Annotated in this window: 18 protein-coding genes and 1 pseudogene; 11 read left to right on the top strand and 8 right to left on the bottom strand. The window is 52.9% G+C overall.

Features of this window, described 5'->3' with window-relative positions:
- Positions 1-38: 38 nt before the first annotated feature.
- Positions 39-1286 (bottom strand): glycosyltransferase family 2 protein, encoded by a 1248-nt coding sequence (locus ACR0IU_RS20165; protein ID WP_480717495.1) that lies wholly within the window; start codon positions 1284-1286, stop codon positions 39-41.
- Between the two features lie 238 nt (positions 1287-1524).
- On the opposite strand from ACR0IU_RS20165, the gene hpaR reads away from it, so the two are divergent.
- Positions 1525-1965 (top strand): homoprotocatechuate degradation operon regulator HpaR, encoded by a 441-nt coding sequence (gene hpaR / locus ACR0IU_RS20160; RefSeq protein WP_010443472.1) that lies wholly within the window; start codon positions 1525-1527, stop codon positions 1963-1965.
- A gap of 35 nt (positions 1966-2000) precedes the next feature.
- On the opposite strand, the gene ACR0IU_RS20155 is transcribed toward hpaR, so the two are convergent.
- Together ACR0IU_RS20155 and ACR0IU_RS20150 are read right to left on the bottom strand one after the other, a co-directional pair.
- Positions 2001-3353 (bottom strand): aminotransferase class III-fold pyridoxal phosphate-dependent enzyme, encoded by a 1353-nt coding sequence (locus ACR0IU_RS20155; protein ID WP_480717494.1) that lies wholly within the window; start codon positions 3351-3353, stop codon positions 2001-2003.
- Positions 3354-3378: 25 nt separating this feature from the next.
- Entirely contained in the window at positions 3379-4164 is a 786-nt protein-coding gene (locus tag ACR0IU_RS20150; protein ID WP_480717493.1) for an IclR family transcriptional regulator, read from the bottom strand.
- 124 nt (positions 4165-4288) lie between these two features.
- On the opposite strand from ACR0IU_RS20150, the gene ACR0IU_RS20145 reads away from it, so the two are divergent.
- The 7 genes from ACR0IU_RS20145 (at position 4289) to ACR0IU_RS20115 (ending at position 12355) form a co-directional block, all read left to right on the top strand.
- The gene (locus tag ACR0IU_RS20145) at positions 4289-5221 is read left to right on the top strand and encodes a tripartite tricarboxylate transporter substrate binding protein (protein ID WP_170703645.1); all 933 of its coding nucleotides are present in this window, start codon (positions 4289-4291) and stop codon (positions 5219-5221) included.
- Between the two features lie 62 nt (positions 5222-5283).
- Entirely contained in the window at positions 5284-5820 is a 537-nt protein-coding gene (locus tag ACR0IU_RS20140; protein ID WP_480717492.1) for a tripartite tricarboxylate transporter TctB family protein, read from the top strand.
- 8 nt (positions 5821-5828) lie between these two features.
- Positions 5829-7361: a tripartite tricarboxylate transporter permease gene (locus ACR0IU_RS20135; RefSeq protein ID WP_480717491.1), complete on the top strand. Its 1533-nt coding sequence runs from the start codon at positions 5829-5831 to the stop codon at positions 7359-7361.
- A gap of 7 nt (positions 7362-7368) precedes the next feature.
- Positions 7369-8853 carry an aldehyde dehydrogenase gene (locus ACR0IU_RS20130; protein ID WP_480717490.1) on the top strand — a complete coding sequence of 495 codons (1485 nt, stop codon included), beginning with the start codon at positions 7369-7371 and terminating at the stop codon, positions 8851-8853.
- 26 nt (positions 8854-8879) lie between these two features.
- The gene (locus ACR0IU_RS20125) at positions 8880-10115 is read left to right on the top strand and encodes a Tm-1-like ATP-binding domain-containing protein (RefSeq protein WP_480717489.1); all 1236 of its coding nucleotides are present in this window, start codon (positions 8880-8882) and stop codon (positions 10113-10115) included.
- Positions 10116-10136: 21 nt separating this feature from the next.
- Positions 10137-11426, top strand: a complete 1290-nt coding sequence (locus ACR0IU_RS20120; protein WP_480717488.1) for an aspartate aminotransferase family protein — start codon at positions 10137-10139, stop codon at positions 11424-11426.
- Positions 11427-11461: 35 nt separating this feature from the next.
- Positions 11462-12355 (top strand): phosphotransferase enzyme family protein, encoded by an 894-nt coding sequence (locus ACR0IU_RS20115; RefSeq protein WP_480717487.1) that lies wholly within the window; start codon positions 11462-11464, stop codon positions 12353-12355.
- Between the two features lie 60 nt (positions 12356-12415).
- On the opposite strand, the gene ACR0IU_RS20110 is transcribed toward ACR0IU_RS20115, so the two are convergent.
- From ACR0IU_RS20110 to ugpB, 4 genes are read right to left on the bottom strand one after another with little or no spacing between them, the layout of a single operon-like run.
- On the bottom strand, positions 12416-13471 hold the full coding sequence (locus tag ACR0IU_RS20110; protein ID WP_480717486.1) for a sn-glycerol-3-phosphate import ATP-binding protein UgpC: 1056 nt from the start codon (positions 13469-13471) through the stop codon (positions 12416-12418).
- A 3-nt stretch (positions 13472-13474) separates the two neighbouring features.
- Positions 13475-14311 carry a sn-glycerol-3-phosphate ABC transporter permease UgpE gene (gene ugpE / locus ACR0IU_RS20105; RefSeq protein WP_010443483.1) on the bottom strand — a complete coding sequence of 279 codons (837 nt, stop codon included), beginning with the start codon at positions 14309-14311 and terminating at the stop codon, positions 13475-13477.
- Between the two features lie 20 nt (positions 14312-14331).
- On the bottom strand, positions 14332-15213 hold the full coding sequence (gene ugpA, locus ACR0IU_RS20100) for a sn-glycerol-3-phosphate ABC transporter permease UgpA (RefSeq protein ID WP_010443484.1): 882 nt from the start codon (positions 15211-15213) through the stop codon (positions 14332-14334).
- 57 nt (positions 15214-15270) lie between these two features.
- Entirely contained in the window at positions 15271-16581 is a 1311-nt protein-coding gene (gene ugpB / locus ACR0IU_RS20095) for a sn-glycerol-3-phosphate ABC transporter substrate-binding protein UgpB (protein ID WP_480717485.1), read from the bottom strand.
- Between the two features lie 181 nt (positions 16582-16762).
- On the opposite strand from ugpB, the pseudogene ACR0IU_RS20090 reads away from it, so the two are divergent.
- The 3 genes and pseudogenes from ACR0IU_RS20090 to ACR0IU_RS20080 all read left to right on the top strand — a co-directional run.
- A pseudogene (locus ACR0IU_RS20090) lies at positions 16763-16942 on the top strand (helix-turn-helix domain-containing protein); the annotation flags it as partial.
- A gap of 54 nt (positions 16943-16996) precedes the next feature.
- The gene (locus ACR0IU_RS20085; protein ID WP_480717530.1) at positions 16997-17677 is read left to right on the top strand and encodes a LysR substrate-binding domain-containing protein; all 681 of its coding nucleotides are present in this window, start codon (positions 16997-16999) and stop codon (positions 17675-17677) included.
- A gap of 260 nt (positions 17678-17937) precedes the next feature.
- Complete coding sequence (locus ACR0IU_RS20080; RefSeq protein WP_480717484.1) at positions 17938-19914, top strand: bifunctional 2',3'-cyclic-nucleotide 2'-phosphodiesterase/3'-nucleotidase; 1977 nt, start codon at positions 17938-17940, stop codon at positions 19912-19914.
- A 50-nt stretch (positions 19915-19964) separates the two neighbouring features.
- Here ACR0IU_RS20080 and ACR0IU_RS20075 read toward each other — a convergent pair.
- Positions 19965-20244, bottom strand: a 280-nt coding sequence (locus ACR0IU_RS20075; protein ID WP_480717483.1) for a hypothetical protein, incomplete at its 5' end; no start/stop codon positions are given.

Below are 20244 nucleotides of genomic sequence, written 5' to 3'. Positions count from 1 at the left end.
ACCATCAGATCCAATGGAATAGGCAGATCAGCCGAAGATCATGTTGGTTGGTTCAACGCCATTAGATCGGGATTGGCAGAGACATTCCCTCGTTCGGGTAGAACCGCTGAATGACGCGAGCGATTGCCCGCAATCATAGACAACAAGAACCCGGAAAAAAAAGTTTGCACCCCAATAACAATCATCGTGAACGCAGCGATCAACGTGCGCATCTCGTTCAATGCCGCAAAGTCCGAGGCAATCCAGCTAGAGGTGATAGTGGCCGCCCATATCAAGCCGCCAAATGTCAGGACAAGCCCGGCCAGAATCCAATATTGCAAGCGCGAATATCCCAACAATACCCGAGCGCGTTCTGTTGGCAGTCGAAGCCCATCCCGATAGCTGCACATCAGTGCCGCCAGCCACAGCACCACCGTCTGAAAGGCCAGGACCATGGCTGCACTCGCTGCAACCGCCCAGTGATCGCCGATCCTGAAGCCACCGATCAGCGCCATTTCTTGATCTCCGCTAAGTTGCAGTAGAACGGTGATTGCAAATCCTGCGAGGAACAGGACCAGTGCAGGCACCAGAAACAGCCAGGTTGGGCTGAGCAAGAACATGTATATCAGGTGCCGAAGCCCATCTCTCCACGGATTTAAATGTGGTGCCCTGCCGCGTCCGTCAGGGGACAAGGTTACAGGAACCTCGGCTATATTCAGCTTCCGCAGCACAGATTTCAGCAGCATCTCGGAAGCAAATTCCATCCCGGTTGAAGATAGGTTGAGCCGCTCCAATGCCTCTCGCCGGATGGCGCGGATGCCGCAATGGGCGTCACCGATACCAGTGCGAAACAAAATTCTAAGAATGCCCGACAAGGCCGGGTTGCCGATATAACGGTTCTTCCAAGGCATTGCGCCTGGCTTGATTTCGCCACGAAAACGGTTGCCCATGCATAATTCGACACCATTCATCAACTGTTCGATCATCGGAACCGCTTCGACGAAATCATAGGAACAATCGCTGTCGCCCATTACCAGATATGTGGCGTCGCTTGCGGCAAAACCACCAATAAGGGCAGCGCCATAACCGCGTTCTTGAATGTCTACGACCCGGGCACCGGCCTTTTCAGCTAGGGCTTGACTGCCGTCCGTGCTGCCATTGTCTGCAACGATTACTTCGCCTGATAGCTGGTATCGCTCAGCGAGTATCTGCAAGGCTTGTTGCGCTCTGATTACACAGGAAGAAATCGTTGCCGCCTCGTTCAGGCAAGGCATAACGATAGCGACCGAGTTTTCGGCTGGCACCATGGTTCAGATAGCTCCCAATAGCGGATCGTAACATCAACAATAAAAGATAATAGCCATAATAGTGTCCAAATCGTGGCCTTAACTGGCCGCAGTTGGAACATTTCGCTTGAAAGGGCTTGCTGGAAATTCTCCGAAGCGGCGGGCGCTAGTTAAAGATAAATCTACAATAACAGGCACGGTCGCAGGAACTTGCCTTGTTAAACTTTGCAAACCAAGAATTGACGATTAAGAAGGACATATGAATACTCAGTCTCATACTAAAAGTACCGCCCGATCTCTCCCAATTGCGCTTTTGCGCGCGCGTGAAACTGTTATGGCACCCATCCGGGATATGCTGCAGGGTATTCGCCTGACTGAACAGAAATGGCGAATTCTGCGCGTACTGGATGAGTTGGGAGAGGTGGAGCAAAGCGCAATTGCGCATGAGGCTTGCCTGCTTTTACCCAGTGTGACCCGAATTCTACGGACGATGGAGGCAGACGGGCAGATTACACGCCGTCAAGACAATGAGGACAAGCGCCGGACTATGGTGCAGATCACCGACGCGGGTCGAATGATATTAGAGAACAATCTCGCCACATCGCTTGCAATATCGAACAATATCGAAGCGCAACTGGGGCGTGAAAAGCTAGATCAACTTCTGGATCTTCTCGAGGAGCTGCAAGAGGTTAAAGTCTGACCCCGTCCTGGGAAAAAACGAGGTCAGTAGACAAGTCAGAGACTGGCCAGTCCGGTATCAAGCGCCGAGAGGATTTTGGCCACATCTTCCGAAGTGATCACCAGAGGCGGTGACAGGATGATGTTATTGCCGGACACACGAACCATTACACCATCTTCATAGGCTGTTTTTTGTACCTGCAGAGGCAAGTGTTTCGCGATCGGTGCCTTTGTTTCGCGGTCTGAGACCAATTCCAGCGCACACATGAGGCCCTCACCCCCACGCACGTCACCGATGACGTCATATTTTTCGGTCAGCTTTTGCAATCCGGAAAAGAGTTCGTCTCCGCGTGCGGCGGCGTTTTCCCAGACCCGAAGGCGGTTAATTTCGGACAGTGCGGCAAGTGCTGCCGCCGCGCCGACTGGATGGCCCGAATATGTATACCCTTGATCAACCGACGCCAGACCAGTTGTATCGGTTTCAAACACCTCAGCCACTGCGCCAGAAATCAACGTTGCACCGAATGGAAAATAGCCATTTGTAATCGCCTTAGCCGTGGTCATTATGTCTGGTTTCACGCCCCAATGCCGCGCGCCGCTTTCGCTGCCTGTTCGGCCAAAGGCGGTGATGATTTCGTCCGAAATCAACAAAATACCGTGTTTTGAGCAAACCTCGCGCACCATGGGCATGAAGCTGTGATGTGGTGGGATCACTCCCCCTGCGCCGAGAACGGGTTCCATAATGAACGCCGCAACGGTGTTTGCACCCTGAAATGCGATTTCGGCTTCTAACGCTTTCACGCAAAGTTGCGCTAGCCGTTCTGGATCGGTCTCATCAAACGGGTTGCGATAGGTCCAAGGCGCGGGGACGTGAAAACATCCCGGCAACATGGGCTCGTAGGCTGCGCGAAATTTTTGATTTCCATTGACCGAGGCAGCTGCAAAGTGCGTGCCGTGATAACCCTGCTTCAGACTGATGAACTTGGTGCGGCCGGCCTCACCGCGAATTTTGTGGTATTGGCGGGCCATTTTCAGGGCGATCTCTACAGAGTCCGAACCGCCCGACGTGAAAAACGCGCGTGTCAGGCCATCTGGTTCAAAAAACAGCGCAAGCTCATAGGATAGTTCGATTGCCTTGTCGTTGCTGGTCCCACGAAACGTGGAATAGTAGGGTAGGGCATTCAACTGGTCCGCAATCGCCTGCTTTACTGGTTCGCAGGAATAGCCCAGATTCACGTTCCACAGACCACCGACTGCATCCAGTGCCCGGTGGCCATCAACATCCACGATGCTGACCCCTTCACCGCCACTTAGAATAGTGGGAGGGTTTTTTTGACTGTCCGCCGGATGGGCCATCGGATGCCAGAAATATCGCGCGTTGTTTTCTTTCAGGAAGTTTGAGTCTTTCATGGCTCTCTCTGTCGTCGTGTCGGTATCAACTGGTCTGCAACTGATTCAGGCGGTAGTTGGCAGGAAACTGCCCGCCATAGACTGATGTGATCTCTTTTGAGGCAATGCTCAGTGCGTCGAGCACGGCACCCCGCAGGTCCGATGTGACCCGAGGCTGCGGAATGACGCAGGCGATGGCTCCAATCGCGGTTTGTTCCTCGCCGAAGATTGGTGCGGCGAACCCGTGTACGCCTGTTTCATAGCCGCTCACACTTTCGCACCATCCTTTGCGCCGTGTTTCATCGACAAGATCCATCAGGCGATCGGGGTTTGTCAGGGTGTGTTCGGAGTAGCTTGTTAGCGACCCATCCAGTACGTGTTGCAATAGATTTCTGGGGCCAAACGCCAGTGAAACGATGCCCGAGCCGGTCGCATGCAAAGGCAAAATTTCAGAGGCGCCGATACTTATGCGAACGGAATGAGCCTGTGTTTCTTCAACCAAAGTGGTTTGCAGTAGATCGGATTTCAAAAGTGACATGTGCATCGTTTCATGCACTTTCAGCACCTGCGCCTTCATAATTTTTCGGGCCGCTGTCAGCCGTGGTTTGGCGGCCTCTCGTAGATTGGCCAAACGAAGGGGGGCGGTTCCGATCGAATACAGTTTGGATTGTGGGTCCTGTTCGACCATGCCGTAGTCCGCCAGATTCGTCAGATACCTCAGTGCAGTCGCCTTGTTGATCTGATTCATCCGAGCAATCTGCGACAACCCAAGCTCAGGTTGTTGCAGAGAAAAGCTATCCAAAAGTTTCAGTACTTTCAGTGCAGTCCCCATGATCCAGTCCTTTGTTTCACAATTATCTTGACAGAAAGAGCTTAACACAGCAACAATAAAGCTTAACACAGCAATAAAAAAATTGATACTGTGTTTCAATATATGAACCGCTTGGGAGGACGTAATGAAAAAATTCATGGCTACTGCCGCAGCAATGGCCCTAAGTGCCAGCGCTGTTTTGGCTGAATATCCTGAAAAACCCGTTTCTTTTGTTGTGCCATGGCCACCGGGTGACCTTGAGGATGTGCTTACCCGCCTCATCGCCGACGAATTTCAGGCGATGTACGGTGTTCCCGCAGCAGTGGTTAACAAGCCCGGCGGTGGCGGAGGCCCGTTTCCCGGCGCGGTTGAAGTGGCTACAGCTCCGGCGGATGGATATACAGTGGGCTCTTTCGTCATAGGCGTACCGGTGATCGGCCCTGACATTGGTATTCCCGAGCTGAACCCCAATCCCTTTGACCCGATTGGCATTTTCCTGACCTACCCATTTGTGATCGCATCCAGCAAGGATGCGCCCTTTTCGACTTGGGCGGAATTGGTAGAGCACGGTAAGGAAAACGACGTTGCATTGGGGCATTTCGGCTCTGTGCTGCCACCCACACAGGTAACATTTGCAGCTGCTGTCAGCAGCGGGTTTGATTTCGCGAGCGAAGCCGCTTTCGACGCACTGGACTGCAACACATTGGCTTCGGGCGACGTGGATGTGATCAACACCACGCTTCAACTCATACTTCCCTGCTTGGATCAGGTGAACGTCCTGGCCAGCATCGGAGGAGAGCGGATATCGCTGGTTCCTGACACGCCAACCGTTGTTGAACTTAACCCTGATCTGCCTTTGGCACTTTGGAACGGTCTGTTCGTGCACAAAGACACTCCAGCCGATGCACGTGAAAAGATCACCGCAGCCGCGCAAAAGGCCCTGAGTTCCGATAAGGCCAAGCAGCTTGCTGAGGAAACGGGTGCGCTGATCTACTGGCAGGATCCAGATGCGTCCAACGCACAGATCGAACAAGACAAAGCCTCGTTCGCCAAAATCGAAGAGATTCTGGGCGAATAACATGAAACTGGCCCGGCAGCATCAAATCTGCCGGGCCTTTTTCAATCAGGGGAGGGGTTTAGATGATCGCGAAGACCTTACAGGACATGTTCAAACGGTATCGCCGACCTGGTGATGTTGTATTCGCAGTGCTCTTCCTTGGTTTTTCGGTTTTTCTTCTGACGCAATTGGGCGAGCAGACCAAAGCCGTAAAGCGGACCAAATGGTTTGCCCAGCCCAACCTCTGGCCAATGATCTCGCTCTGGGCGATGGTCATCTTTGGGTTCCTTCACTGGCTGAGCTCAGCCATGTCCCCCCGTCTTCTTGGTCGCTGGACAGAAGTCGGGTTCTGGCTGCGATCGTTTGAATATGTAGCATATTTTTTGGTTTACGTGATGCTGGTTCCCATTTTGGGATACCTGCCGTCGACCGTATTGTTTGCTGTTTTTCTGGCGTTACGAACTGGGTTTCGGGACGCGAGAACAATCTGCATCGCGGCTTTGTTCGGCGTTTTTGTCACTGTCGTTTTCCGAGCCTTCCTGCAGGTCAAAATCCCTGCTGGTGCTGTTTATGAATATCTGCCCGACAGCGTTCGCGCCTTTGCGCTGACATATCTCTGAGGTTCGAAATGGAAACTCTATTTTCTGGTCTTTCGATCCTGGCGCAATGGCAGGTAATTATTGCGCTGCTGATCGGGTCAATCGGCGGGGTCATAATAGGTGCTCTTCCCGGAGTTGGTGCGCCCGTTGCCATCGCAATTCTATTGCCAGCAACATTTGCTTTTGAGCCGATTGTCGGTCTGACATTGCTGCTCGGAATATACGGGTCGTCCATGTATGGCGGCGCAATCCCGGCGATTTTGATCAACACGCCAGGGACGGCCGTGAATGCGCTGACAACGTACGACGGTTACCCAATGACTAAACGCGGGCAGGGGCACCGGGCGCTCTCACTGGCATACTCGGCCTCGTTCTTCGGTGGGGTCTTCTCAATCATCTGTCTGATGATCCTGTCGCCGGTGCTGGCTTTGATTGCGCCGCATTTCGGTAGCCGCGAAATTTTTCTAGCTGCTTTGCTGGGAATTATCTTGGTGGTGCTTGCCCACCGCGGACAAATATTTGCTGCGGGAATGCTGGCAGCCTTTGGCATTTTTCTGAACACTGTGGGTTTGGAACCGGTCAAGTACACGCGTCGGTTCACATTTGACCAAAGTTGGCTTGCTTCAGGTATCGATTTGATCGTTGTGGTTTTAGGCCTGTTTGCGATCAGTCAGGCGTTGCTGTTGCTTCTGGAAAAGAACCATGCACCCGGTAAAGCGCATGTCAGCGGCAGCATTTTTGCGGGCTTGAAAGAGCTTTTGGGCGTCAAGCGCGTCGCGACGGTGTCTTCAAGCATTGGTGTTCTCATGGGTATGGTGCCAGGCACTGGCGAATTCACCTCGCAGTTTTTGTCATACACCTATGCTCAGAAATCCTCGAAGGATCCCGATAAGTTTGGCAATGGATCACCCGAGGGACTGGTGGCATCCGAGGCGGCCAATAACGCAGTGCCGGGTGCTGCGATGATCCCGCTGCTTGCGTTGGGCATTCCGGGTGAAGCGCTGACGGCGATGATGCTGTCGGTGTTTTATGTCCACAACGTCATTCCTGGCCCTCAGCTGTTTGAATCTCAGATGGACTTTGTGATGGCGCTGTATATGGCGTTGATCTTGTTGAATGTTATCGTTCTGGTGTTCCTGCTGTTTTCGACAAACCTGCTTCTCAAGATTATCCAGATACCAACTCGCTTTCTGGGGATCATGATATTGGTGTTGTCTTTTGTTGGTGTTTATTCGCTGAGGAACTCGATAACCGATTGTGCGCTTGCGGCGGGTTTTGGTGTCTTTGGCCTTATTCTGAAACGGTTGGATTTGCCGATTGTGCCAATCATTCTTGGAATGGTTCTTGGTGGTATCATGGAGGTGAAACTTCGTAGCGCCATGGCAAGGGTGAAAACCCCACTCGACTTTGTCGACCGGCCAATCGCAGCGATCTTGTTTGGCCTGATACTGCTGATCCTGATCCTTCATTTCCGCACTCTGTATTTCGAGTTCAGAAACAAGTTGCGGCCCGAGCCTACGGCTGAGCCTGTTGATGCCGACCACCCAAACCAACAAGGGTAATCCTTTAATGATCCAGTCAGAAATCGACGCTCTTCGCGGCAAGGTGTTGACGCCCCGAAACCATTTTATCAATGGGAGTTCTGTCCCTTCGAATGAAGGCAGAACGCGCGATGTTCTGTCGCCGATTGATGGTCAGGTTCTGACGCAGATTGCCGAGGGTACACCTTTTGATATGGATGCGGCCATCGCTTCCGCGCGGGCGGCTTTTGAAGATGGTCGTTGGGCACGGCGCGCACCATCTGAGCGTAAGAAAATCCTTCTGAAGCTTGCCGATCTGATCGAGAAACATGCGCTGGAGCTTGCGGTTCTGGGAGTGCGTGACAATGGCACCGAAATAACGATGGCCATGAAGGCCGAACCCATGTCTGCGGCTGGAACTTTCCGTTACTACGCCGAGGCAATAGACAAGGTCTATGGCCAGATCGCACCCACTGCCGAAAATGTCCTTGGGCTGATCCACCATGCGCCGGTCGGCGTCGTCGGGGCGATTGTGCCTTGGAACATGCCGATGATGATCGGAGCGTGGAAGCTGGCCCCGGCCCTGGCGGCGGGGAATTCGGTAGTACTGAAGCCTGCGGAAAGCGCATCTTTGACGCTGTTGAAACTGGCGGAACTGGCGGTCGAGGCGGGTATTCCAGAGGGCGTACTAAATGTCGTCACAGGCTCGGGTCGGGTCGTGGGCGAGACCCTGGCGCTGTCGATGGATGTGGACATTCTTGTTTTTACGGGTTCGGGCGCAACGGGGCGTAAGCTGCTTGAGTATTCGGCGCGTTCAAACCTCAAACGTTGCTACCTTGAACTTGGTGGAAAATCCCCGAACATCGTATTCAATGATGCAACTGATCTTGCGCAGGCGGCGAAAGTGTCGGCCGCGGGGATATTCCGGAACTCAGGTCAGATTTGCGTTGCGGCGTCACGTTTGCTTGTTCAGGCAGATATTCATGACGATTTTGTCGCAGAGTTAGTCGAGAACGCCGAAGCGATGCAGGTCGGGGATCCTCTAGACCTGAACAACCACATTGGAGCGGTGCACTCCCTGTCCGAATTGGATGCGAACCTGGAATATGTCAAAAAGGCGCAGGTGGAAGGTGCTGAACTAGAACTTGGTGGTGACCAAATTCTAAAGGACACTGGTGGTTACTATATGGCCCCGACCGTTATGACGGGAGTCCGCTCGACTGACACTCTGTTTCGAAACGAGGTGTTCGGCCCAGTTCTGGCCGTGACCCCGTTTGAAACAGAGGAAGAGGCGATTCAACTGGCCAACAGTACAGAATATGGACTGTCCGCTGGCGTCTGGACATCTAACCTCAGCCGTGCGCACCGGATGGTGGCAGGCATCCGCTCGGGTGTGGTGCATGTCAACACATATGGCGGTTCGGATCTCACTGTTCCCTTGGGTGGGGTGAAGCAATCCGGTAATGGCCACGACAAATCCCTTCATGCGCTGGAGAAATACAGCGATTTGAAAACAGCGTGGATTCAACTCTGATCCCGGAACTTCAAAGGAGAGCCCCCATGGGTGACAAAACCATTTTGTTGATCGGGACCTACGACACCAAAGACCCAGAGATGCGGTATCTAGAGGAATGCATCGTAGCGCAGGGGGGGCAAGTGCTGACGATGGATGTTTCCGTATTGGGCGACCCGTCCCAACCCACGGACATTTCCAAACATGATGTTGCTGCAGCATGCGATATGACCATCGAAGACGTGATCGCGTTGGGCGATGAAAACAAGGCTTTTCGCGTTATGTCAGAAGGGGCCGCCAAAGTCGTTCGCGACGCCCTGTCCAAAGGGCGCTTTGATGCCATGTTGGCAACCGGTGGCACAATGGGAACCGATTTGGCGCTCGATTGTGCGCAAGCGATCCCCATGGGAGTGCCTAAATACATTGTGTCGACCGTCAGCTTTTCCCCATTGATCCCACCACATCGCTTAGCACCAGACATCCAGATGATCTTGTGGGCCGGAGGCCTGTACGGGATGAACGCGATCTGTCGTTCCTCTCTTTCGCAGGCTGCGGGGGCTGTACTTGGTGCGGCGCGTGCTGTTGAGCCACCAAAGGCCGAACGCCCGGTGGTGGGTATGACGTCACTGGGTTCAAGCTGTTTGCGCTACATGAAGATCCTGAAACCGGAGCTGGAAGCCCGCGGTTTTGATGTGGCCGTTTTCCATTCGACTGGGATGGGGGGTATGGCGTTCGAAAAGCTCGCGGGCGAAGGCGCTTTTGCGTGCGTGATGGATTTCTGCATGCAGGAATTTGCCAATATGTTGGCGGGCTCGCTGGTCTCATCTGGCGAAGATCGCCTGACCAATGCGGGCCGGGCCGGAATTCCGCAAATGGTTGCTCCGGGCGCGCTGGACTTGCTGGATTTTGCGGGTTGGCAAGACATCCCGCCGCAGTTTTCCGACCGCCCGTTCCACGAGCATAACCGCCTGATAAAAAGTGCCGTGTTCAACGCCGATGAGCGTCGCAACGGTATCCGGGAGATGGCAAAACGTCTTGAACAAGCCACTGGTCCGACCCATTTCTTCCTACCGGTTGGTGGAGTTGAGGAATGGGATCGTGAGGGTCAGGAGGCGCACGATCCCGAGGGTCTTGCCGCCCTGATTGACGAGGCACGTAATGTCATGCCTGCGATCGTAAATACAACCGAGATTGACGCGCACATCAATGATCAAGCCTTTGCGGATGCCGTTCTCGCACAGTTCGACGAATGGGTCGCTGAGGGCGTTGTGCGCAAAGTGTAACCTCATCTGGAGGGTAAAAAATTGACCAGATCGAACGCTGAGTTGATCGCAGATCGCGCCCGACTGCTGGGTCCGAATGTCTCTACATTTTATGACAACCCAGTTCACATCGTGAAGGGCGAGGGTGTTTGGCTGTGGGACGCCGACGGGCGCAAGTATCTGGATTGCTACAACAATGTGCCACATGTTGGGCATTGCAACCCGCGCGTGGTCGACGCGATTTGTCGTCAGGCCAGTACACTGAACACTCATACGCGTTATCTTCATGACGGCATTCTCAACTATGTCGAAAAGCTGACCAGCACCGTGGATGACCATCTGGATACCGCCATTCTGACCTGCACTGGTTCCGAGGCCAACGATATTGCCTTGCGAATGGCCGAAAGTATGACCGGCAAGCGTGGAATCATCGCAACAGATGCGACTTATCATGGCAATACCTCACTCGTCAGCCAGCTTAGCAAATCAAACGTTCCGACGGTTGGGTTTGGCCTTGGTCAATTTTTTCGTTTTGTCGGTGCGCCAGACAGCTATCGCAACCCGGATCCCGAGGGGATGGGATTTGCAGAATCTGTAGCTGAACAGATTGCCGAGCATGAAAAATCAGGTATCGGGTTTGCCGCATTGGTTGTCTGCCCGTATTTTCTGAACGAAGGTTTCCCGGATAATCCGGACGGTTGGCTGAAGCCTACTGCCGAGGTTGTGCGTAAGGCAGGTGGCCTGCTGATTTGCGACGAAGTTCAATCCGGGTTTGGTCGTACAGGCACACATATGTGGGCGCATCAGAAGATGGGCGTGGTACCGGACGTCATGACATTGGGTAAACCGATGGGGAATGGCCATCCGATCGGAGGTGTCGTCACCAACTCGGAAATCCTGGGAACTTTCAGAAAAGGTTATCGCTATTTCAATACGTTCGGGGGCAACCCGGTTTCTTGCGCTGCAGCCATGGCCGTTTTGGAAGAAATCGAGGACAAGCACCTGCTTGAAAACGCCAGAAAAGTCGGCGCGCACGCTCGTATGAGGATGACTCGATTAGCGAAAAAGCATGAGTTCATTGGTGACGTACGCGGTTCAGGTCTGATTTTCGGCGCCGAGATGGTACTGGATCGGGAAACGAAGCAACCCGCCAGTGCATTCACAGATCGAGTAATCAATGGCATGCGGGAACGGGGCGTCATTCACTCAAAGCTGGGACGGCATAAGAACACGCTGAAGATACGTCCACCGATGCCGTTCTCTATCGAGAACGCAGATCTTTTGTTTGATACGCTGGACGAAGTTCTGGCCAAAACTCCGCTAGACGCATGAATTTGGCGGTTAATCGGGTGTTGGAGCTATGGGGGATGCAGGGTGCATCTTACCATTTGATCGCGGCCCGCGAAAATCAGGTCTTCCGTGTCGATATCAATGGTTCCTCTTATGCGCTGCGATTGCATCGAGCGGGGTATCGTACCAATGAGGAATTGCGATCGGAACTTCAGTGGATGGATGCGGTATCGCGCGGCGGATTACATGTGCCAGCACCGATTGCCTCGGCGTCAGGAGATTTTCTGCATATCGTTGATGGGGTCCAAATTGACGTTTTGTCCTGGCTGAACGGTGCGCCAATGGGCGCAACGGGTCAGCCGCTGGGGACGAAAGACCGAACCTCACTATTCCTAGGCATCGGGCGTGAAATGGCACGGTTGCATCACGTTTCGGACAGGTGGGTGTTGCCTGACGATTTTGACAGATGTTCCTGGGATCGGAATGGTCTGCTGGGGAGTAACCCGTTGTGGGGCAGATTCTGGGAAAACCCGACTTTGTCTGCCGAGGACCGCGAATTGTTTGAGGCTTTGCGCGGAAAGATGGCGACCGAATTGACCCAACTGGAAGATACGTTGGACTACGGTCTGATCCATGCGGATTTGGTGCGCGAAAACATTCTGGTTGATGGAGATCGTCTTCAACTCATTGATTTTGACGACAGCGGCTTTGGGTTTCGCCTGTTTGATCTGGCTACGACATTACTCAAGAATTTGCAGGAGCCAGACTATCCTGAATTAAAAGAGGCTTTGCTTGCGGGTTACCGGTCTGAACGACCCCTGGATGACAGCGCGCTTGATCTCTTTTTATTGCTGCGTGCGGCGACCTACGTGGGTTGGGTAATCGACAAACTGTCGGAAGAAGGCTCTGAACTCCGAAATCAGAGATTCATTGATACAACACGCAAGCTTGCGCTTCGGTATCTGGGTTAGGGGTGCTTTGTGCACCGACATATTGAGTGACCAACGACCATAGAACCGCCCAGAGGGCCATCAAACCTCAAGTCGCTTACCGGTATCCGGATCAAACAGGTGCATCTGCTCGGGGGCGACCGAGAACCTTACCGCAGGATGCCGCCCTTCGATTGGGTGTACGCCGGGGAGGCTGGCCGTGATCACATCTTGGCTGCCTGTCAGGCGACCGTGTAGCAGCGTATTTGCGCCCAAAGGTTCAGCCATCTGAATTGCGGCTTCCAGCGGGCCATTTTCATCCATTGACAGGTGTTCTGGCCGGATTCCCAGTTTTACAGAGGTATCTGGGCCTTGAGATGGACCAATTTCCACGTCTTCAATTTTGATCACTCCACCTACACGCTGCGCGTCAAAGATATTCATCGCGGGACTGCCGATGAATTGAGCCGCAAAAAGGGTTTTTGGGGTTTCATAGACGTCCAGAGGTGTACCGATTTGCTCGGCGATCCCGCCGTTCATTACGATCATTCTGTCTGCCATCGTCATGGCTTCGACCTGATCATGTGTGACATATAGGGATGTAATCCCCAGCTTTTCCTGAAGCTCGCGGATCTCCAGGCGCATTTGAACGCGTAGTTTCGCATCAAGGTTCGAAAGCGGTTCATCAAAAAGAAACACGGCTGGTTCACGAACGATGGCGCGTCCCATTGCAACCCGCTGCCGCTGCCCGCCCGACAACTGTCTGGGCTTTCGGTCTAGCAAGGGTTCCAATTGCAACAGCTTTGCTGCTTCGGTCACCTTTTGATCGATCTCCGCCTTAGGTAACCCGGCAATTCTTAGTCCATATCCCATGTTCTGGCGTACAGACATATGCGGGTATAGCGCATAGTTTTGGAATACCATCGCGATATCCCGATCCATCGGTTCTTTGTCATTGGCCCGCTCGTCTCCGATGCGGATTTCACCCGAAGTCACGGTTTCAAGACCTGCCACCATGCGCAAAAGCGTGGATTTGCCGCATCCTGAAGGCCCGACGATAACGATGAATTCGCCGTCTGCGATATCAATGTCGATACCATGAATGACGTCTGTGGTGCCAAAGCTCTTTTTGACGTTTTCTAGGGTTACAGTTGCCATTTCTTATTTCTCGCTATCGACAAGGCCGCGAACAAACAGTTTTTGCATCGACACCACCACAATGACCGGTGGGATCATGGCCAATATCGAGGTTGCCATGATGACGGGCCATTCGGCCACATCATCGCCGGATGGGAACATCTGTTTGATGCCCATCACAATGGTATTCATCTCGGGATCCGTGGTGATGAGCAACGGCCATAAGTATTGGTTCCAGCCATAAATGAAGAGAATGACGAACAAGGCCGCGATGTTGGTTCTGCTCATCGGCACTACAATGTCGACAAAAAACCGCATCGGCCGCGCACCGTCTACTCGCGCCGCTTCAGCAAGTTCATCCGGGATTGTCAGAAAGAACTGCCGGAACAGGAAAGTGGCAGTGGCTGAGGCGATCAATGGGAAAATCAGCCCGTAATAGCTGTTTAGCATACCAAAACCGGCCACAACTTCGAATGTTGGAACAATCCGCACTTCGACAGGTAACATCAGTGTCAGAAAGATCAGCCAGAAGAAGGTCGTTCGCCCCGGGAAGCGGAAGTAGACGATCGCAAAGGCCGACAGAAGTGAGATCACAATCTTGCCAACGGCAATACCGATTGCCATCACAAGGCTGTTGAACAGCATGGTAGCGACAGGCACGTTTACTCCGGCAAAAAGGGCTGCTCGGTAGTTCTCCCAAAATTGATCACCCGGCCAGATCGGCATAGGGGGAGAGACGATTTCAGGCTGGGATACTGTTGAGGCAACAAAAGCCAGCCAGATCGGAAAGAATATGATCAGGACGCCCAGTACCATAAAGGCGTGGGTTAGCCAGATACCCGCGCCTCGTTTCTCGACCATTCCGTGTTGTTGGGCCGCCATCAGTAATGCACCCTTTTTTCGACGTATTTGAACTGGATCACCGTTAGCAAACCAACCACGATCAACAGGATGACGGATTGTGCCGACGAAGACCCAAGATCTTGCCCGACGAACCCATCGGAAAACACCTTGTAGACCAGGATCGTTGTGGCTTGTTGCGGACCACCTCCGGTGATTGTGTGGATAACACCGAATGTTTCAAAAAACGCATAGACGACGTTGACCACCAGCAAAAAGAAGGCCGTTGGCGACAGCAGTGGCAAAACAATTGTGAAGAACCGGCGCCAGAAATGCGCCCCATCGATTGCGGCTGCCTCGATGACTGACTTTGGCACGGATTGCAGCGCCGCAAAGAAAAACAAAAAGTTATAACTGATGCGCCCCCACGCGGATGCGACAACGACCAGCCCCATTGCTTCGGCGTCATTCAGAACGTGGTTCCAATCATAGCCGAGTTGTCCAAGATACCAGGAAACAACTCCGACGCGTGTGTTGAACATGAAAAGCCAAAGCACACCAGCAACAGCTGGTGCGACTGCGTAGGGCCAGATTAACAAGGTACGGTAAACACCCGAGCCTTTGATCAACCTGTCGGCAATGACTGCAAGAAAAAGTGCCGGAATCATCGAGCACAAGGTGACAAGCGTCGAAAAGATCGCCGTTGTTAAGAAGGATGCACGATAGAATTTGTCGCTGAGAAGGAATTCAAAGTTGCCGAGCCCGACGAATTGAGATGACAGCCCGAACGGGTCAGGAATAAACAGCGACTGCCAGATTGCCTGCGCCGCTGGATAGAAGAAAAATATGGCAGAGACGATCACCTGAGGTGCGATCAGAAGCAGGGGCAGCAACCAGCCCCGAAAGGTGACGCGTTTTTCCAAATTAGTGTCCCACCAAAAAAGAAATGCGGGCCGATAAAGGCCCGCATGATATCATTTTCATTGATTGGCTGATTCAAACCGGCGCAACAACGCGTCGCCACGTTCCTTGGCGCTGTCCATCGCTTCCTGAGCCGTCTTGTCACCAGACCAGATGGCCTCGAGCTCTTCGTCAATGATTCCGCGAATCTGATCGAATGACCCCAAACGCAAACCTTTTGAGTTTGCGGTTGGTTCTTTCGCAGTCATCTGGATAACCGCGATATCTGTGCCGGGATTGTCTTCATAGAATCCTGCCGCGCGGGTTGCATCTCCCGCTTCAGCAGTAATCGGAAGATAGCCGGTATTCTGGTGCCAATTGGCCTGTACATCTGACGATGACAGGAAGCTCAGGAACTCTCCAACTCCTTTGTAGGCTTCGGGGTCGTGCCCTTCCATCACCCACAGGGAGGCACCACCGATAATGGTGTTCTGAGGTTCGGCTGTGACACCTTCCCAATAGGGTAGGGGCCGTACGTCAAAATCGAACTCAGCTTCCGAGCTGATGCCCGCGTAGCCCGCCGAGCTTTCTGTGAACAAGGCGCATTCTCCGGCCCGGAAGTTGGCTCCACCTTCGTTTCTTCGACCGGTGTAGATGAATTTACCGTCCTTGGCCCAATCACCCATTGCGCTTAGGTGGGCCACTTGCACCGGGCCATTCAGCATCAATTCGGTGTCCAGACCGGCGAAACCATTATCTTTCGATGCAAATGGTACATCGTGATAGGCTGACATGTTTTCCAGGTGAACCCAGCTTTGCCAAGCAGTGACAAGCGGACATTCTTCACCGCCTGCCTTTAATTGATCAAGAACCTCGCCAACTTTTTCCCAAGTGGAAAGATCGGTATCAGGATCGACTCCCGCTGCCTCCATCGCATCGCGATTGACCCAAAGAACGGGTGTGGAAGAGTTGAAGGGCAATGACAACATGTCGCCATCGGTAGTGGTATAATACCCTTTTACAGCGCCGATATACGCGTCGGGATCGAATGACGCGCCACTTTCGGCCATCACTTCATAGACTGGTTTGATGGCGCCTTCAGCCGACATCATTGTCGCGGTGCCAACTTCGAATACCATCAGAATGTGGGGCTGTTCGCCAGCGCGGAACGCGGCGATACCTGCATTCAGCGTTTCCGAGTAATTACCTTTGTGGCTTTCAACCACGACAAACTCGTCCTGGCTGGCGTTGAATTCTTCAACCTGGGCTTTCACCAGATCACCAAGACGGCCGGTAAAGGCGTGCCAGAACTGGACTTCGGTTTGAGCCATTGCCGCTACAGGGGACAAGGCAGTTACTACGGCGAGAGCGCCGAAAAATCTCTTTTTCATGATTCCTCCCATGCATCAGGTTCGATGCTTCGTTGAATACCGACCGCTACGGGTAAACGGCACACATGACGATTTCACGACGTTAGCGTTACAGAAATATAATTCAAGACCTTAGTATTGATAAAAAAAATAACACGGCATTATATTCGTGAGCGAAAAATTGGGAAATACTAGTTCAAACATGCGGCAAACCCTGAGAATCAGACAGCTTGAAGCCCTTATGGCAGTGACGACCAATGGATCGATCACTTCTGCAGCCACTGATCTTGGGGTCAGTCAGCCAGCTGTGAGCCGATTAATATCTGATCTGGAGAAGTCACTTGGGTTTCAGCTTTTTGATCGTCGCGAGGGGCGGTTAGTGCCGACTCAGGAAGTTCGGTATTTGCAGCCCAGCGTAGAGCGTGTTCTGGAACTGATGAAGCAGATCACCGACGTCAGTCAGGACATCACGCAACGAAAGGCGGGACATATTCGCGTCGCTTGCCTGCCCGGATTTGCAACCAGCCACCTGCCACAAGTTGTCGCCGAATTTCTGAAAGACCGCCCCGGCGTCACCATGACAATTGAGCCGGATCGGCCCGAGCGCATTCTAGAATGGATGATCGGTGAGCAATATGATTTTGGGATCACCGACAGTTTTATCAGCCACCCGGCCGTGCAAAATACAGATGTGCACTTACGCACGGTTTGTGTATTTCCAAGCGGTCACGAGCTGGAAAGCGTTTCGGAAGTTACACCCAAAGAGCTTGAGAGCGAGAAAGTTATTCACACCCGTCGTGATAGCGACTTTTTTGCGCGCCTATCGAAAGCGTTCCAAAGCGCAAATATCTCACTGAACTCTCACATCGAGGTCAGGCAATTTACAGCAGCTTGTGAACTCGCCTTAAGAGGCGTGGGAGTCTCAGTAGTGAGCGAACTGGATGCGGTTCAATATGCCCATCTTGGACTGTGCTACAGGCCATTCGTACCGGTGTTACCTCATACACTTTCCTTAGTGCGCCCTATATTGAAACAACCATCTTTGGTAACTTTGGAATTTATCGAACAGTTCAGCGAAAGCTTGAACCCGTTTCGCGTCAAATCGATTATGCGCTGATCGCTAAGGACTTGTAATTCGGGGGTGTTTGTCGATTTGCCATGTAACTGCCTGCGCTTCATCAGTTTTGGTCTGGCTGATATCACAAAATAAATTCCAAATTGAGACCTTGATGAGCTTTACGCTCTTCGGGTTTGTCGGCACAGTATCGTCAATCTTAACCATAGTTCGATGCTTGATCGGCTTAGGTGATCTTTATTCATCTTTGTTACAATCGCCATCTACAAAGCGTTTCGAACATATTTCCAGAAAGGTGTGATATGCCCTTTTCCAGCAGTAAGCTCTCTCGCCGTAAGTTTCTTGCCACAACGACAGCCAGTGCAGCTGCGATTACTCTGCATCCGTTCTCTGCGTCTGCTGCCAACAATCAGGCTCATCTGAGGATCATGGAAACAACAGACATCCATGTGCATGTTTTCCCTTATGATTACTATGCAGATAAACCACGGGACACTGTAGGCCTGTCACGCACGGCATCTATTATCAACGACATCCGATCAGAGGCGACTAACTCGCTTCTTGTTGACAATGGCGACTTTCTGCAGGGCAATCCGATGGGTGACTATATCGCCTATGAGCGTGGAATGAAGGCGGGTGACAGCCACCCGATTATCACTGCATTCAACACGGTCGGCTATGATGCCGCCACCTTGGGCAACCACGAGTTCAATTATGGTCTGGAGTTTCTTGATAAAGCGCTTGCCGGCGCCGACTTCCCAGTGGTTCTGGCCAATATTGCCAAGAAAAAAGGGGCCAGCCCGCGCGATGACGAAACTCTGGTGAAGCCCTATGCCATTCTTGATCGCGAGATTGAAATGGGGGACGGCTCCAAACATCCGATCAAGATCGGCGTCATCGGTTTCACTCCGCCGCAGGTCATGAATTGGGATCGTAAACACCTTGAAGGCAATGTCGAAGCGCGCGATATCGTCGAGACAGCGCAGGCTTACGCACCCGAGATGAAAGAGCAAGGCTGTGATCTGATCATAGCACTTTCGCATTCAGGTATAGGTGAGGCCGATCCTTCGGAAGGAATGGAGAATGCCTCGGTCGTTCTTGCCGGTGTTGACGGTATCGATGCCTTGGTCACCGGGCACAACCATTTGGTCTTCCCATCTCCAACATTTGCGGACCGTCCCGGTATTGACGTGGAAACCGGAACTTTGATGGGTAAGCCCGCCGTCATGGGTGGATTCTGGGGATCGCATCTTGGCCTGCTTGATCTGTTGCTGGAACGAGATGGTAACGCCTGGCGTGTGGTCACCACCACTTCCGAGGCGCGGCCGATCTCCAAACGCAACGAAGATCGGTCAATAACTGCGCTGGTCGGAGATGATCAAAAGGTTCTCGACTCGGTGGCGAAAGATCACGACGAAACGCTGGCCTACGTCCGCCGCGCTGTGGGTAAGACTTCGGCCCCATTGCACAGCTATTTCGCATTGGTTGCCGATGATCCGTCTGTGCAGATCGTTTCGATCGCGCAGAAATGGTATGTCGAAGAGATGATGAAAGGCACCGAGCACGAGGGTCTGCCAGTCCTTTCGGCAGCGGCGCCATTCAAGGCTGGCGGCCGTGGCGGCCCGGAATACTACACTGATGTTCCCGTCGGTGACGTTGCGATCAAGAACGTGGCCGATCTTTATCTTTACCCAAACACAGTTCGTGCCGTACGGGTTAACGGGGCGCAGGTTCGAGGCTGGCTTGAACGTTCGGCGGGCATGTTCAATCAGGTTGAGGTAGGTTCTGAAGACGCGATCCTGCTTAACCCGGAATTCCCATCATATAATTTCGATGTGATGGACGGTGTGACCTATCAGATCGACCTTTCACAGCCGTCCCGCTTTGGTCCAAAAGGCGAAGAACTTAATCCAGATGCAGCCCGGATCGTGAAGCTTGCCTTTAATGGTGCACCGGTCACGGATGACATGGAGTTCATTATCGCCACCAATAACTACCGAGCATCGGGCGGGGGCTCTTTCCCCGGCGCAAAGGGTGACACAGTTGTTTTTGAGGCTCCGGACACCAACCGGGATGTCATCGTCCGCTATATTGTCGAGCAGGGTACAATTGATCCTAAAGCAGATGCCAACTGGTCATTTGCGCCGCTCACCGACACGACCGTATTGTTTGAAACCGGGCCAAAAGCGCGGGACTACATGAATGATGTTAAAGGCGTTGTTATCGAAGATGCGGGAGAAGGTGCAGATGGCTTTGCAGCGTTCCGCATTAAGCTCTGACCTGTACGAGATTAAAAAACCCCCGCTTTTTTGGCGGGGGTTTTGAGAGTTTACTCTGCGGCTTCTTCGTATTCTGACATTGGAGGGCATGTGCAGATGAGGTTTCGGTCGCCATATGCGTTGTCGACGCGGTTGACGGGGGACCAGTATTTGTCGACGCCCATGGAGCCCGGAGGGAAGCAGGCCTGTTCGCGGGTATAGGGGCGGTCCCAGCTGCCCACCAGATCGCGCACCGTGTGTGGGGCGTTTTTCAGTGGGTTGTTTTCCGCGTCGATCTTGCCGTCGATGATGTCCTGTGCTTCCGCCCGGATCGACAGCATGGCGTCGCAG

The organism is Ruegeria sp. CL5 (assembly GCF_056536485.1).
This window is presented reverse-complemented; position numbering and strand designations above follow the sequence as displayed.